This is a genomic window from Methylobacterium oryzae (assembly GCF_021398735.1).
Lineage (GTDB): Bacteria > Pseudomonadota > Alphaproteobacteria > Rhizobiales > Beijerinckiaceae > Methylobacterium.
The window spans coordinates 3,268,914-3,284,041 of sequence record NZ_CP090349.1 but is presented as its reverse complement, the minus strand read 5'-3'; the positions used below and the strand labels follow the sequence as shown (position 1 = coordinate 3,284,041).

Annotated in this window: 13 protein-coding genes; 3 read left to right on the top strand and 10 right to left on the bottom strand. The window is 74.0% G+C overall.

The window, feature by feature from the left end:
• Window positions 1–80: 80 nt before the first annotated feature.
• The 6 genes from LXM90_RS15635 to LXM90_RS15610 all read right to left on the bottom strand — a co-directional run bounded on the left by LXM90_RS15635 (window position 81) and on the right by LXM90_RS15610 (window position 5,817).
• Entirely contained in the window at window positions 81–1,016 is a 936-nt protein-coding gene (locus LXM90_RS15635) for a dihydrodipicolinate synthase family protein (RefSeq protein WP_020095538.1), read from the bottom strand.
• A 115-nt stretch (window positions 1,017–1,131) separates the two neighbouring features.
• A complete protein-coding gene (locus LXM90_RS15630) occupies window positions 1,132–3,396 on the bottom strand; it encodes a xanthine dehydrogenase family protein molybdopterin-binding subunit (RefSeq protein WP_020095537.1) in 2,265 nt (754 codons plus the stop codon).
• A gap of 172 nt (window positions 3,397–3,568) precedes the next feature.
• Window positions 3,569–4,612, bottom strand: a complete 1,044-nt coding sequence (locus tag LXM90_RS15625; protein ID WP_020095536.1) for an FAD binding domain-containing protein — start codon at window positions 4,610–4,612, stop codon at window positions 3,569–3,571.
• Complete coding sequence (locus tag LXM90_RS15620) at window positions 4,609–5,103, bottom strand: (2Fe-2S)-binding protein (protein ID WP_020095535.1); 495 nt, start codon at window positions 5,101–5,103, stop codon at window positions 4,609–4,611. Before LXM90_RS15620 ends, LXM90_RS15625 begins: the two co-directional genes overlap by 4 nt.
• A gap of 116 nt (window positions 5,104–5,219) precedes the next feature.
• Window positions 5,220–5,450 carry a DUF2945 domain-containing protein gene (locus LXM90_RS15615; RefSeq protein WP_042673358.1) on the bottom strand — a complete coding sequence of 77 codons (231 nt, stop codon included), beginning with the start codon at window positions 5,448–5,450 and terminating at the stop codon, window positions 5,220–5,222.
• Between the two features lie 103 nt (window positions 5,451–5,553).
• Window positions 5,554–5,817: a hypothetical protein gene (locus LXM90_RS15610; RefSeq protein WP_020095533.1), complete on the bottom strand. Its 264-nt coding sequence runs from the start codon at window positions 5,815–5,817 to the stop codon at window positions 5,554–5,556.
• 231 nt (window positions 5,818–6,048) lie between these two features.
• On the opposite strand from LXM90_RS15610, the gene LXM90_RS15605 reads away from it, so the two are divergent.
• From LXM90_RS15605 to LXM90_RS15595, 3 genes are all read left to right on the top strand, one after another.
• A complete protein-coding gene (locus LXM90_RS15605; protein ID WP_234080766.1) occupies window positions 6,049–7,305 on the top strand; it encodes a sensor histidine kinase in 1,257 nt (418 codons plus the stop codon).
• A 97-nt stretch (window positions 7,306–7,402) separates the two neighbouring features.
• Entirely contained in the window at window positions 7,403–8,536 is a 1,134-nt protein-coding gene (locus LXM90_RS15600; protein WP_091677267.1) for a hypothetical protein, read from the top strand.
• Between the two features lie 89 nt (window positions 8,537–8,625).
• Window positions 8,626–9,567 (top strand): alpha/beta hydrolase, encoded by a 942-nt coding sequence (locus tag LXM90_RS15595; RefSeq protein ID WP_234080765.1) that lies wholly within the window; start codon window positions 8,626–8,628, stop codon window positions 9,565–9,567.
• Between the two features lie 804 nt (window positions 9,568–10,371).
• On the opposite strand, the gene LXM90_RS15590 is transcribed toward LXM90_RS15595, so the two are convergent.
• From LXM90_RS15590 to LXM90_RS15575, 4 genes are all read right to left on the bottom strand, one after another.
• Window positions 10,372–12,096 carry a DEAD/DEAH box helicase gene (locus LXM90_RS15590; protein WP_020095529.1) on the bottom strand — a complete coding sequence of 575 codons (1,725 nt, stop codon included), beginning with the start codon at window positions 12,094–12,096 and terminating at the stop codon, window positions 10,372–10,374.
• 9 nt (window positions 12,097–12,105) lie between these two features.
• Window positions 12,106–12,894 (bottom strand): precorrin-6A synthase (deacetylating), encoded by a 789-nt coding sequence (cobF, locus tag LXM90_RS15585; protein WP_020095528.1) that lies wholly within the window; start codon window positions 12,892–12,894, stop codon window positions 12,106–12,108.
• A gap of 44 nt (window positions 12,895–12,938) precedes the next feature.
• Window positions 12,939–13,877 (bottom strand): ornithine cyclodeaminase family protein, encoded by a 939-nt coding sequence (locus tag LXM90_RS15580; protein ID WP_020095527.1) that lies wholly within the window; start codon window positions 13,875–13,877, stop codon window positions 12,939–12,941.
• Window positions 13,878–14,002: 125 nt separating this feature from the next.
• The gene (locus LXM90_RS15575) at window positions 14,003–15,124 is read right to left on the bottom strand and encodes a DSD1 family PLP-dependent enzyme (RefSeq protein WP_020095526.1); all 1,122 of its coding nucleotides are present in this window, start codon (window positions 15,122–15,124) and stop codon (window positions 14,003–14,005) included.
• Between the last annotated feature and the right edge of the window lie 4 nt (window positions 15,125–15,128).

Here is a 15,128-nt window from a genome sequence, read left to right as displayed (position 1 = left end):
GCCGGACGCAACCCGGCAGCCGCGGCGGGTTGAGCGAGGGCCCCGGCCTTCCGGCCGGGGCAGGGCGCGGCGGGGGCGGTCTAGGCCGCGAGCCGGGCCCGCGCGTCGGTGCGGGCGAGGCGGGCCAGCAGGTACTCGACCTCGGCCTTCGCCTGCGCGGTCAGCGCCTGCGACGGCTTGCGCTGCGCGTCGGACGAGAAGATCCCCCGGCGCATGAACACGTATTTGCGGACCGCGAGCCCCAGCGGGCCCTGCTGCTGCTCGTAGCGGAGATAGGGGAGGTGGGCGTCGAACAGGTCGTGGGCGGCATCACGCTCGCCGGCCCGGCCGAGGCGGACCACGTCGACCAGCATCTCCGGGAAGGCGTAGCCGGTATTGGCCCCGTCGGCGCCGCGCTCGGTCTCGAAATCGAGGAACAGGCCGCCGTTGCCGACCAGGATGGAGATGTGGCGCATCGAGCCGTCCGCCTCGAAGCCGCGCAGCGTCGAGATCTTCTCTAGTCCCGGCCAGTCCTCGTGCTTGAGCATCACGCAGGAGGGGTTCTCCGACACGATCCGGCGGATCACGCCGGGGGTCATCTGGACCGAGAAGGTGAGGGGATAGTCCTGAAGCACGAAGGGCACGTCCGGGCCCACGGCCTCGGCGGCATTCCGAAAATAGCCGACCACTTGGTCGTCGGTGCGGAGCGTGTTGGGCGGCGCGATCATCACCCCGGCCGCGCCCAGCTCCATCACCTCCCGGGCGAGCGACCGCATGGCCGCGAAGCCCGGCGCCGTGACCCCGACGATCACCGGCAGCCGTGTGCGCCCGAGGACGCGCCGCGCCACGGCGATTCCCTCCGCGTGGTCGAGCTTGCCGGCCTCGCCGAGCTGGCCGAGGATCGTCAGGCCGTCGACGCCGGCCGCCCCGAAGAAGTCGGTCATCCGGTCGAGGGAGACCTCGTCGATCCGGCCGTCCGGATGGAACGGGGTCGGCGCGATCGGGACGACGCCGCCGATGTCGCTGGTGAGGGGCATGCCGGTCTCCGCGCTGCTGCGGCGGCCGCCGGCCGCCGGGTGGCATGCCCCATACTAAAAAAACCCGGGCGGCGCGACGCGCCCGGGACCGGTTCCACGCGACCGGAGCGCTGGATCAGCCCAGCAGCTTGTCGAGGGTGATCGGCATCTCGCGGACCCGCACGCCGGTGGCGTGCCAGACCGCGTTGGCGATGGCGCCCACCGTGCCGGTGATGCCGATCTCGCCGACCCCCTTCACGCCCAGGTTGTTCACCACCGCGTCGTCCTCGTGGACCAGGATCGCCTCCATGGCGGGCACGTCGGCGTTCACCGGCACGTGGTACTCGGCGAGGTTGTCGTTGAGGAAGCGGCCGGTGCGCGGGTCCATCTCGGCCCGCTCGTGCAGGGCGAAGGACAGGCCCCAGATCATCCCGCCGTAATACTGGCTCTGGACGAGGCGCGGGTTGATCACCCGGCCCGCCGCGAAGGCGCCGACGAGGCGGCTCACGCGGATCTGGCCGAGATCGGGATCGACCTTCACCTCGGCGAAGACCGCGCCGTGGGCGTGCATGGCGTAGGAGGCCTGCGCGGCCGGGTCGGCGCCGGCCTTGCCCTGGCCCTCGATGCGCGACCGGCCGGCCCGCCGGAGGATGTCGGTGAAGGACTCGCTCCGGCCCGGGTCGTCGCGCCGGGTCAGACGCCCGCCCGCGGCGGTCACGCCGGCATTGCCGGCGCCGTAGAGCGGGGAGGCGGGGTCGTTGGTGGCGAGCTCCGCGAGCTGCCGGATCACGTCGCCGGCCGCCGCGTGGACCGCGCCGCCCGCCGTGGCGGTGTGGCCCGAGCCGCCCGCGATGCCGGCATTCGGCAGGTCTGACGAGCCCATCCGGAAGGTGAGGGCGTCCATCCCGATCCCGAGGCCGTCGGCGGCGATCTGGGCGAGCGCCGTCCACGAGCCCTGGCCCATGTCGATCGCCCCGAGCTCCACCGTGCCGGTGCCGTCGGCGCGGATCTCGGCCCGGGCCATCCCCTCGAAGATCAGCGCCGGGAAGGTAGCGGTGCCCATGCCGGTGCCGACCAGGAACCCGTCCCGGTCGCGGGTCTGGCGGGGCTGCAGCGGGCGACCGACCCAGCCGAAGGCCTCGGCGCCGCGCCGGTAGCAGTCCCGCAGGGCCTTCGAGGAGAACGGCTTGCCGGTGATCGGCTCGACCTCGGCGTAGTTGGCGAGCCGGAACTCCAGCGGGTCCATGCCGAGTTCGTGGGCCATCTCGTCCAGCGCGCTCTCCAGGGCGACGCTGCCGGACGCCTCGCCGGGCGCGCGCATGAACAGCGGCGTGCCGGTGTCGAGGCGCACGGCCTCGTGCCGGATGGCGATGGCCGGGCTCGCGTACAGGGTGCTGGTCGCCCGGCCCGCCGGCTCGAAGAAGTCGTCGAAGCTCGACGAGGCGGTGCGGATGTGGTGGTCGAGGGCCGTCAGCTTGCCGGAGGCGTCGGCGCCGAGCCGGAGGGTCTGCCGGGTCGGTCCGCGATGGCCCATCGGGCCGTACATCTGGGTCCGGGTCGGGACGAGTTTCACCGGCCGGCCGACGAGCTTCGCCGCCATGCAGGCGAGCACCTGCGGCCCGGCGGGGACGCCCTTCGAGCCGAAGCCGCCGCCGAGATAGGGGCTCTCGATGTGGATGTCGTCGGGGCCGATGCCGAACAGCCCGGCGAGCCTTGCCTGCGACATGGCGAGCGCCTGGGTCGGCATGAACAGCGTCAGCCGGTCCCCGTCCCAGCTCGCCACCGCCGCGTGGGGCTCCATGGCGTTGTGATACTGGGCCGGCGTCTCGTAGGTGGCGGCGATCGTCTTGGACGCGGCCGCGAGTCCGGCCTCGACGTCGCCGTCCGTCTCGACGGGCGGCGCGCCGACGCCGACCGAATCCGGCGTGAAGGCCTCGCCGGAATCGAGCCCGATCCGCGGCGTCTCGGCCGCGTAGGTCGGGGCGAGCAGCCGGGCGCCCTCGGTGGCCGCCTCCAGGGTCTCGGCGATCACCACGGCGATGGGCTGGTTGGCGTAGCGGACGCGGTCGTTCTGCAGGAGGTCGAGGCGGAACGTGAACGGCCCGTCCTTGGCGTCCGGGTCCTTGGCGAGCGTCGGGGCGTGCCCCGGCCGCATCACCGCGACGACGCCGGGATGCGCCTCCGCGGCGGCCACGTCGAGGCCGGTGACGCGTCCGCGGGCGATCCGGGCGACGCAGAGCGCCGCGTGGAGGGTTCCGGGCGGCAGGTTGTCGGCGGAGAAGCGGGCCTGGCCCGTCACCTTGAGCGGGCCGTCGCGCCGGGTCAGCGGCTGGCCGATGCTGGAGCCGTGCCGGATCGCGCCGGCGGGGAGATTCGAGGCGGGCGTGGAGGTCGCGGTCATGCGGGTCTCCTCAAAGGGTTCCGGTTGAAGCCTTCGGTTGCGGTGACCCGCTCCGTCATCACGAGCGCAGCGAAGTGACCCAGGGCAGCGCGACACCGGGCATCGTGGCGCCGCCTGGGTTGCTTCGCTCCGCTCGCAAAGACGGCCCTGGAGCCGCCGACCGGGGGCAGGGTCAGACGATGCCGAACGGGGAGGCGGGGAGGGCCGGGATCCGTGCGGGCGTGCCCGCGGCGGCCTGGGTCAGCGCGCGGATCGCCACCCGGCGGGCGAGCTCGACCTTGAAGGCGTTGGCCTCACCGGTGGGCTTGGCGCCGGCGAGCGCGGCCTCGGCGGCCTTCGCGAAAGCCTCGGGGGAGGGTGCCTGCCCGGCGAGCGCGGCTTCAGCCTCCGCCACCCGCCAGGGCTTGAGCGCCAGCCCGCCCAGGGCGAGCCGGGCCTGGCCGATCCGGCCTCCGGCCTCCAGGGTGAGGGCGGCCGCCGCCGAGACCACCGCGAAGGCGTAGGAGGTGCGATCGCGGACCTTGAGGTAGCGGGCATTGCCCCGGAACGCGGCCGCCTCGGGGGGCAGGCGCAGGGCGGTGATCAGCTCGCCGGCCCGCAGCTCGGTCTCCCGCTCCGGGTGGTCGCCGGGAAGGTGGTGGAACGCGGTGAGCGGCACCTCCCGGGCACCGTCCGGCCCGGCGATCTCGACCACCGCGTCGAGGGCGGCGAGCGGCACGCAGAAGTCGGACGGGTGGGTGGCGATGCAGTGCTCGCTCCAGCCCTGGACCGCGTGGATGCGGGTGGCGTGCCCCAGGGCCGCGCAGCCGGAGCCGGGCGCGCGCTTGTTGCAGGGCGAGACCGCGTCGGTGAAGTACTGGCAGCGGGTGCGCTGCATCAGGTTGCCGCCGACCGTGGCGGCGTTGCGCAGCTGCGCCGAGGCGCCGGCCAGCAGGGCCTCGGCCACCATCGGGTAGGCCTTGGCGAAGGCCGGGTCGTGGGCGAGGTCGCTGTTGCGGACCAGGGCCCCGACCCGGGCGGTGCCGTCCGGCAGCCGCTCGATGGCCGAGAGGCCAGGGAGGCGGGTGATGTCGACGACCCGCTCCGGGGTGGCGACACCGCCCTTCATCAGGTCGACGAGGTTGGTGCCGGCGGCGAGGAAGGCGGTGCCCGGCTGCTGGCCGGCCGCCACGGCCTCGGGCACGCTCGCGGGGCGGATGTAGTCGAAGGTCCTCACGCCGCGTCCTCCCGCTGCTCCGAGGTCCGGGCGGCCGCGTCCTGCACGGCGTCCAGGATCCCCGCGTAGGCGCCGCAGCGGCAGAGATTGCCGCTCATGCCCTCGCGGATGCGCTCCGGATCGGTCCCGGCCTGGCCCTCGCGGATCAGGCCGACCGCGCTCATGATCTGGCCCGGCGTGCAGAAGCCGCACTGGAAGCCGTCATGGGCGATGAAGGCCGCCTGGACCGGGTGCAGCCGGTCGCCCTCGGCGAGCCCCTCGATGGTCAGCACCTCGGCGCCGTCGAGGCTCGCGGCGAGGGTCAGGCAGCTGTTGATCCGGCGCCCGTCCACCAGGACCGTGCAGGCGCCGCACTGGCCGCGGTCGCAGCCCTTCTTGGCGCCCGTCAGACCGAGGCGCTCGCGCAGGAGATCGAGGAGGGTGACGCGCGGATCGTCGAGGGCGATCTCGCGCGGCTGCCCGTTCAGGGTGAGCCTGAGGGGAATGGTCATGCGGGGGTCCCGGCTACCGAGGCTGGAACCGTTACAGATAGCCGCCGCCCCGCTTCCGGCGAGACCTTAAGCAGAAAGCGATGTGCGCAAGATCACGGCACGCGAAGGTTGCGCGCTTACGCCGACTTGACCCGGACCTCAGAGGCCGATTTCAGCACGGTCTTGCCCTTGGCGGTCTTGATCTCGAGGGCGGGCTCGGCCTTTGAGGCTTCGCGCTTCACCGTGTTGCCCTTGATGGTCTTCTCCACGTCCCGCGTGTGGACCTTGGTCACCTCACCCGAGACGGTGCCCTTGCCCCATTTGTAGGTGACGTCGTCCCCGGTCTTCACCTTCGCCTTGGCGGTCATGCGCGTCTCCATCGTGGATATGAGCGTGAATGAGGGCGTGGATGCGGGGAAAGGCGCCCGGCGGCGGGCGCGTTCCCGGGTTTCCACGGCCGGGATGCCGCACTCAGCGGCCGACCTCCCGGCGCAGGGCGGTGACCATCGTCTCGACCGCCGCCTGCGCGGTCTCGCCGAGGTCGATGGCGCTCTCGCCGGCGGTGACGAGGCCGCGCCCCTCCAGCTCCTTCACGCCCTCCGGGTCGGCCTCGTGGCCGGCGCCGTCACGGCGGATCACCGAGGTGACCGTCTCGCCGCTGACGAGCCGGTGATAGGCCGCGAAGGCGAGGATCGAGAGGGCCTTGTCGGAGAGTCCGTTCAGGTCGTCGGCCATGCGTGCGTTCCTCCGCGCGTTTCTCCACGCATTCGTCAAAGCGTGCTCGACGGACGAACGCCGTACGGGGCCGGGGGGTCCGGGCGGCCGCCGGGGTGCGACGACACGTGCGACGACACGTGCGACCACACGTACGACGACACTCGCGGCGACGGGTGCGAGGACGCGTGCGCTCCTCCGGGCGACGACGCTTCGCGCCGGGGCCACCTTCCTGCTACCCTGCCGCCCTCCATGACTCCGCAGACCGACCAGACCGAAGTGGAACCGAGCCCCGAGCCGCGCCGCGCGCCCGCGCCGCCCGATCTCGACTATCGCCTGCGCCAGCAGGCGATCCTGTCGGAGTTCGGTGTCGAGGCCTTGCGCGGCACCGACGTCGACCACCTGCTGCAGCGGGCCGCGGAACTGTGCGCGCAGGGCATGGGCGCCGAGTTCTGCAAGGCCCTGGAATATCGGCGCGGCGCCGACACCCTGCTGGTCCGGGCCGGTGTCGGCTGGGGGCCCGACGTGATCGGCAAGGCCCGGATCGGGGCCGATCTCGCCTCCCCGGCCGGATTCGCCCTCAAGACCGGCCGGCCTGTGATCTCCAACCACCTCGCCGACGAGACCCGGTTCCGCACGCCGCAGCTCATGGCCGAGCACGGCATCCGCCGGGCGATCAACGTGCTGATCGAGAACCGGGACGGCGCCTTCGGGGTGCTGGAGGTGGACGATACCCGCGAGGGCATGTTCGCGGAGGCCGACATCGCCTTCATGCAGGGCTTCGCCAACCTGCTCGGCGGCGCCATCGAGCGCCAGCGCACCGAGAGCCTGCTGCGGGCCGCCCTCGCCCGGCAGGACCTGCTCGCCCGCGAGATGAGCCACCGGGTCAAGAACAGCCTCGCCATCGTGGCGAGCCTCCTGGCCCTGCAGGCCCGGGCCGCCGAGGAACCCGCCGTTCAGGCGGCTCTGTCGGACGCGCGCAGCCGCGTCGAGGCGATCGCGGGCGTGCACGACCAGCTCTGGCGGCAAGGTGACAAGGTAGAGGGTGAAGGGGAGGGGGTGCCGGGCGAGCTCGACCTCGCGCCCTTCCTGGAGAAGCTGGTGGCCAACCTCGCCAGCGGCGTGCCGGGTCAGCGGCTTACCTGCACGGCCTGCCCGCAGCGGATCTCGGCCGACCGGGCGATTCCCATCGGCCTCCTGGTCAACGAACTCGTCACCAACGCGCTGAAATACGCCTACCCGACCGAGACGCACCCGGCGGGCGGCGAGATCCGGGTCCGCGCCGAGCGGCGGCCGGAGGGGCTCGTGGTCGAGGTTGCCGACGACGGGATCGGCCTTCCGGCGGGGTTCGAGATCGGGCGCAGCTCGAAGAGCCTGGGCATGCGGGTGGTCGGCAGCCTCACGCGCCAGCTCGGCGGCAGCCTGACGATCCCGGTCCGAGAGAAGGGCGCCTGCTTCCGCCTGGAAGTGCCCCTGGAGGTAACCCCGGAGGCGCCCCCGGCCGGCTGAGCGTGGGGCGCGCCCCGACGAGGGGGCGGGGACTGGACAATGGCCCTACCCCGCCGCGATCGGGGTGCGACGGGCGCGGCGAGACAGAGCGGATGCAGTGACCGAGAACAGGACGACGGCGGCGCTCCTCGCCGAACGGCTCCACGCCTTTCGGAGCCTCGGCGACAATTGCGAGTTCGGGTTCGTGCAGCGCTACGGCGGGGTCGAGCCTTCCGGCCTGCTGCGCTTCTCCTACACGCCCATGGAGGACCTGATCCGCGGCCTGCGCTGCGGCTTCGCGGATTTCGGCGTGCCGGGCGACCTGCGGCTCTCCGTGAGTTCCGGCGGCACCTATTACTGCCACAGCGTCGCCTACAACATCTGGGCGAATACCGGGCACCCGGCCGGCTCGATCGAGCCGGAGGTGCTGCTGGAGCGGGAGTACGGCCGGCTGGCCCATCTCAAGCGCAAGCTGCTGGACGAGCTCGCCGACGGGTCGAAGATCCTGGTGCGCAAGGTCGGCCGCGACGAGCCCGAGGCCGATTTCGCCCGCTTGGCCGAGGCGGTCCGTGCGCACGGGCCCGCGACGCTGCTCCGCGTGACCGAGGCCGGGCCGGACTGGGTTCCCGAGCCCGCCCGGCGCGTCGCCGACCGGCTGATCGCGGGACGGGTCCGCCGGTTCGCGCCGGTGGAGCAGGCCTGGGAGGTCGATCTCGAACCCTGGATGCACCTCGTGGACAGCGTCTACGCGCTGGAGCGCGGCGCGGCACCGACCCGCCTCGACGCCGCCGCCTTCCCGGAGGCGCTGGCGCTGCCGGGGCGCCTGCGCCGGCATGTCGGCCGGCACCGGGCGACGGCTCTGAGCGCCTACACGCGGGCGGTGGATCCGGCCGGCTTCCGTGCCGACACGGTCCACGTGTTCTCGAGCTGGGTTTGGATTCCGGAGGATTTCGCCGGGGACCGGGTCTTCGCGGCGGCCGGCTACGCGCGGCTGGGCTGGCGGGACGCCGACCTGTCGCGGCGCCGGTGCTGGCAGCGCGTCTGGGCGGCGGGACGGCTGCGCCCCGACGCGACGCGGGAGCCCGTCGGGCTCGGCATGATCGGCACGCGGCGGGACGGGTTCTGGTCCGCCGGGGCCCGCTTCGCCGAGGGGCCGATCCCCGGCGATGAGCCGGCGCCGGACCTGCGGATGCCGCCGGTCCGGTTCCCGGGGCGGGATCTCCTCGGCCGGCTGCTGCCGCGGGTCCTGTAGCCCCGGACCGGCGCCCGACCGGGAACCGATCCGGCACGGCGGTCTTGCCTACCGGGCCGCACGGGACCGCGCCCGTCGCGAGGGGGCCCATGCCCGGTTTCGTGCCCGACCGCCGCTCTCTGCTCCTCACCCTGGCCGCGGGTTCGGCCGTCCTGTCCGCGCGGGGGGCCGACGCCGTCGGGGCACCGGAGCGGATCCCGCTCTGGCCGGGGGAGCCGCCGGGCGGCGGCGGTCCGCAGGGTCCGCCGGTCCGCGACGACAGCGGCGCCGTGAAGAACGTCGCCGTGCCGGTCCTGGAGGTGTACGCCCCGGAGACGCCGACCGGCGTGGCGGTCCTCGTCGCCGGCGGCGGCTACGCCCGGATCGGGATGGTCAAGGAGGCGCTCCCCGCCGCGCTCTGGCTCGCCGCGCAGGGCATCGCGGCCTTCGTGCTCACCTACCGCCTGCCGGGTGAGGGCTGGGCGGCGGGCCCCCTGGCGCCGCTCCAGGACGGGCAGCGGGCCCTGCGCCTGATCCGCGCCGCGGCCGCGCGCTTCCGGATCGACCCGGCCCGCGTCGGCGTGCTCGGCTTCTCCGCCGGCGGGCACCTCGGCGGCCTCATCGCCGCGCGCTCCGCGTTCCGGGCCTACGACCCCGTCGACGCGGCCGACGACCTGTCGGCGCGGCCCGACTTCGCGACGCTGATCTACCCCGTGGTGAGCCTGGAGCCGCCCTACGACCGCACGACCACCCGGCGGTCCCTCGTCGGCGAGACCCCGAGCCCGGCGGCGAGCCGGGACTGGTCGCTCCAGACCCATATCCGGTCCGGTTGCCCGACACTGTTCCTCGTGCAGGCGGACGACGACGCGGTCATCAGCCCGGAGCACAGCCGCATCCTGGACGCGGCCTGCCGCGAAGCGGGCGTACCGGTCGAGTACCACCGCTTCGCGGTCGGCGGCCACGGTTTCGGGATCGGCCGGTCGGAGGCGCCGGTCGCCCTCTGGCCGCGGCTCTGCCGGCTCTGGCTGACCAGCGTGTCGGTGATGCGCTGACGCGGTGCGCGCACCGCCGGCCTGGATGGCCCCGCCGGGTTGGCCATCCGGCTCGGGAGCCGTCAGACAGGCAGGTCAGACAGGCAGGGCAGGGGACCGGTGAGCCCGGCCGGACACGCAGGTGCCCTCGCCCGCGCTGACAGGACCGCGCCGGGCGCGTCGGAGATCGCCGCCGCCGGGTGCGCGGGCGGCCACGCCCGAAGAGCCGGGCAGCCACCGCGCGCGACGCTGAGCTAGCCGGAGCGCCGCGGCAGCGCTCGGCCGTGCGTCGTTCCAGTCCGTCCGCCGCGGGGAGGGGCCTCCGGCCCCTGACCCGACCGCCCTGCCCGGGAGCGTCGGACTTCGGCGCCCGTCGGCCCCTTCGTCCCCGCGCCCGCCGCGGCGATCACGCCGCGTCGCGCGCGACGACGGGCACGTCGCGGCCCGGGTCGGAGCCGAACATGCCCGGCGGCGGCGCACGGCCTTTCAACCCTGCGGCCTCGACCTGACGTCCGATCAGCAGCCCTGATCCAACCGCGCGGCCTCCAGGTCGAGGCGCCCAGCACCCGACAACCCAGCCCCCACAGCTGCTGCCTTGTTCGCATAAGATATATTATGGAATGCAGGGAGAAAATCGGGCTGGGTGAGGGGTGGTCCGCCGGCTGAGCCGCTGTGAGTGGCCGGCTGCGAGCCCGGATGGGAGCTCGTCTCCGGCCGCCTCCGGATCCGGGCGGTGCGGCCCGGCGTCGAGGCCCGCTCGGCTCGGCGGCATCCGGATCGGGCGAGGGCGGTCCGAGCCCCCTCCCCGCCGCGACTCGCGCCGCCTCACGCGGCGCGCCCGCCCAGGCGGCGCACGTCGCCGAGGATCCGGCCATCCCGGGTCCGACAGTCGATATGCTCCGACAGCCGGCCCGGCCGGATCCGGATCGAGGCCGGCCGGGCCAGGAGCGCGGCGCGCTCCAGGAATTCCGCGGCGCTCATTGGCGCGTCCCGGCCGCCGCCGAGGCCGCGCCACCAGGACACCGCCTTCTCCCGCTCGTAGCCGCTGCGCTCGGGCCGCAGGCGGACGCGCCACGCAGCCTCGGCGGGGCCGTCCCGCCAGCCGAGGACGAGGTCGAGCCCGTCGGGTGCGGCCTCGAGCTTCAGGGCCGTGACCGGATGCCAGGCGGCCTCCTGCCGAGCAGCCTCCTGCCCGCCGGCCTCCGCCACCGGGGCAGGGCCCGCCGGCTCGGGACCGGGCAGCCCGGGATCCGCCGAGAGGATCGCCAGCTCGTCGTCGGCGGCGGCCTCGTGCGGGGCCTCGGCGTCCGGGTCCGCCTCCGGCTCGGTCCAGCACGCCTCGCAGGTGGAGGCGTTCAGCGCGATCAGGGCGCCGCAGCCGGGGCAGGGCTTGGCGCGCGGGGCCCCTGCCCCGCCCAGTCCCTGGGTGGCGCTCCGGACCGTCACGGCGTCCACGGGCCCGTGCATCCGCACCAGACCGGCGTAATCGAGGATCAGCGCGTCGGCCTTGCCGGGCGCGCAGCGCAGCGCCCGGCCGACCTGCTGCACGTAGAGGCCGGTGCTGCGGGTCGGGCGCAGCAGCGCCACGAGATCGACCTCGGGCACGTTGAAACCGGTCCCGAGCACGCCCACCGAGGTCAGGCAGCGGATTTTTCCCGCCCGGAACGCCGCCACGATCCGGTCGCGCTCCCGGCGGGGTGTCTCGCCCGAGACGCTCTCGCAGGAATACCCTTCCGCCCGCACCGCGTCGCGCACGGCCTCCGCGTGGGCGAGGCCGGCGCAGAAGGCGAGCCAGGCCCGGCGGGCACGCCCGTACTCCGCGAGCTCCGCGACCGCCGCCCGGGTGATCCAGTCGCGGTTGACCGCCGCCTCCAGCTCGCCCGGGATGTAGTCGCCCCCGCGCCGGCCGACGCCCGAGACGTCGAGCTGGGTGAGGGTCGCCTTGGAGACGAGGGGCGCCAGGAAGCCGCGCCGGATCAGCGTGAACGTGTCGGCCTCGTAGGCGATGCCGGAGAACAGCCGGTGCTCGCCTTCGTCGAGCCGGCCCGAATCGAGCCGGTAGGGCGTGGCCGTGAAGCCCGCCACCCGCAGCCCGGGGGTCCGCGCGCGCAGGCCAGCCAGGAAGCGGCCGTAGCGGGTATCGGCGGCGCGGGGGATCAGGTGGGCCTCGTCGACGATCACGAGGTCGCGCGGGCCCACCGTGTCGAGCCGGTCGGCCACCGACTGGATGCCGCAGACCAGCACCTGCGCCTCGGCCTCCCGCCGCCGGAGCCCGGCCGAGAAGATCCCGGCCGGCGCCCCCGGCCAGGACCGGGTCAGCTCGGAGAAATTCTGGGCGACCAGCTCGCGGCTGTGGGTGACGATCGCCACCCGGGCGAGGGGGTTCTCCTCAAGGGTTTCCCGGGCCAGCGCCGCGATCACGAGCGCCTTGCCCGCCCCGGTGGGCAGCACGATCAGGTGGCCGGGCGCCGCGTCGTCCGCCCCTCCCCGCGCCCAGGCGGCCGAGAGCGCGTCGAGGCTGGCGCGCTGGTAGTCCCGCAGGCGCAGCATGGCGGCGGTCTAGCCGGCCGCGCCGGCCCTGTCCGTGGCGGCGCGGTCACGGCGCAGCAGGTAGATGTCCATGATCCAGCCGTGCCGGGCCCGGGCCTCGGCGCGGACCCGGCGGATCTCGTCGCCCGCGTCGCCCAGCCGGCCCGAGACCAGGATCTCGTCCGGGCTGCCGAGATAGGCGCCCCAGTGGATCGTCAGGTCCGGGTCGAGATGCGCGAAGGCCGGGTCGCCGTCGAGCATCACCACGACGCTCTCCGCCTCCGCCGGCCACCCCGCGGCGAGGCGCCGGCCGGTGGTGATCAGCACCGACCCGCCGATGCCGTTCAGCGGGACGCCGTGGCGGGCGGCGAGGACCTGCACGCTGGACAGCCCGGGCACGACGAGGCGCCGGAACGGCACGCGCCCGCGGGCCAGGATGTGGTCGAGGATGCGCAGGACGCTGTCGTAGAGGGCCGGGTCCCCCCAGGCCAGGATCGCCCCCACCTCCCCGGCCCCGAGATGGGCCGCGAAGGCCGCCTCCAGCCGCTCGGCCCGGGCCGCGTGCCAGGCCTCGACCGTGCGCCCGTAATCGGCCGGGCGGCGCTCCCGGGGCGGGTCCTCGACGGTGACGAACCGGTGTGGCTTGGCGATATGGGCCGCGCAGATCCGGCGGCGGATCTCGACGAGGTCGGCGGTCTCGGCGCGCTTGTCAAGGAGGAACACCGCGTCGACGTCGGCGAGCGCCCGCACCGCCTGGAGGGTCAAGTGCTCGGGATCGCCCGTGCCGATGCCGATGACCCGGATCTGCCTGTCCTGCATGCCGTCCTCCGCCGGGGCGGGGAGGGCCGGCGCCGGCCCTCCCCCTACAGGCGCGCGTCGGCTTTGGCGAGGATCGCCCGGGCGATGGTCAGGTCCTGCAGGGCGATGCCGGAGGAATCGAACACGGTGATCGCCTCCGGATCCGTCCGGCCCCCCTCCCCGCTCCGGAGCACGTCGCCGAGCGCCCGCATTCCGGCCTGGGCGTCCGCGGAGGCGTGCTGGAACTCGCCGATGGTGCGCGACTGCTCCGGCAGGTCGCAGAACAGGGCCGCCCGCTCCAGCAGGGCGGGGGGCAGCTCCTGCTTGCCCTTCGCGTCCGCCCCCATGGCGGCGACGTGCGTGCCGGGGCGGACCCAGTCGGCCTCGAACAGCGGCGCGCGGGCCGGCGTCGCCGTGACGATCACGTCGGCCGCCGCGCAGGCCTCCCGGGGCGCGGCCGCCCGCACGTCGAGCCCGGACGCCCCCTGCCCCGCCAGGCGCTCGGCAAAGCCCGCGACCTTGGCGGCGTCCCGGGCGACGACCAGCACCGTCCGGATCGGCAGGACCCGGGCGAGCGCCGCGCACTCGAACTCGGCCTGGTTGCCGGCCCCGAACACCGCCAGCACCGCCGAGTCCGGCCGCGCCAGGACGCTCGCCGCCACCGCGTCGGCGGCGGCGGTCCGGTAGGCGTTCACCCGCCCGGCCTCGATCACCGTGTCGACCCGGCCGACGGCTTGGTCGAACAGCAGGATCACCGAATTGTGCCGCGGCAGGCCCCGATCGGGATTGCCGGGCCAGAACGAGCCGACCTTCAGGCCGGCATAGTCCGCCGTGGAGCCCGACTTGATCGAGAACCGGTTGGTCGGCTCCGAGCCGTGGCCGAGCACCGCCGGGAACAGGGTGGTCCCCGGCGCCACCGCGGCGATCAGCGCCGCGCGGGCCGCGTCGAACGCCATGGCGTGATCGACCAGGGCGGCGGAGTCCTCCTCGGAGATGAAGCGCATGGATTCAGGGACCTCCCGAGTCATGGTTTCGAAAGGTCGAGACCTTTCGCGGGTATCGGGCGGAGCCCGATGTCGAGGCGCCGCCCCGACGCCCCGCCGAAGGGCCTCGGCCCTTCGGAATCCCGTTACAACGTCATGCCGCGGGCGGTGACCGGCCAGATCGCCTCGACGCGGCCGTTCCGCACGCCCACGTACCAGTCGTAGACGTTGACCGTCGGGTCGCAATGGCCGGGGATCAGTTTCAGGCGCTCGTTGAGCTTCAGCACGTTGCCGGGATCGCTGATCACCCCGTGCTCGTCCGAGCACTTGACGTACTCGACGTCGTCCCGGCCGAAGACCACCGGCAGGCCGCTGTCGATGCTCTGCGCCTTCAGGCCGGCATCGCAGATCGCGACGTCCGCCTTCGCCTTGCTCATGATCGCCGTGTAGATGAACAGGCTGTTCTCGAACTCCGCGATCGGCCGCCCGTCCGCGTCCTTCACCCGCTGGTAGTCCGCGTCCATGAAGACGTAGGAGCCGCATTGCAGCTCGTTGTAGACGCCGCTGCCGCCCTCCATGGCGAAGCTGCCGGTGCCGGCCCCCGCCACGATGGCGCAGTCGAGCCCCTCGGCCTTGAGCAGGTCGACGGTGCGCTTCGTCTCGTCGATCGCCGTCTGGATCAGGGCCTTCCGCTCGCCGAAATCGCGCACGTGCTGGGCCTTGCCCTGGTAGGCCTGCAGGCCCGCGAAGCGCAGGCCCGGCGCCCCCGCGATCTTCTTCGCGATCGCCAGAGCGGGCTCGCCCGGCGCGACGCCGCAGCGGCCGGCGCCGACGTCGATCTCCACGAGGCACTCGAGGGTGACGCCGTACCGGACCGCCGCCGCCGAGAGGTCGTCGACATTGCCGAGGTCGTCGACGCAGACCAGCACCCGCGCCCGGGTGGCGAGCGCCGCGAGGCGCTCGATCTTCTTCGGCGCCACCACCTGGTTGGAGACCAGCACGTCGCGGATGCCGGCGCTCACCAGCGCCTCGGCCTCGCTGACCTTCTGGCAGCAGACGCCGCAGGCGCCGCCCCGCTCGATCTGCAGGACCGTGATGTCGGACGACTTGTGGGTCTTGGCATGCGCCCGGTGGCGCAGGCCGTGCGCCTTCATGAAGCGTCCGAGCGTGTCGACGTTGCGCTCGAGGGCATCGAGGTCGACCAGCAGGCAGGGGGTGTCCACCTCCTCGACCGGCATCCCGACGGTGGCGGGGATGTTGTTGCGCATGGTG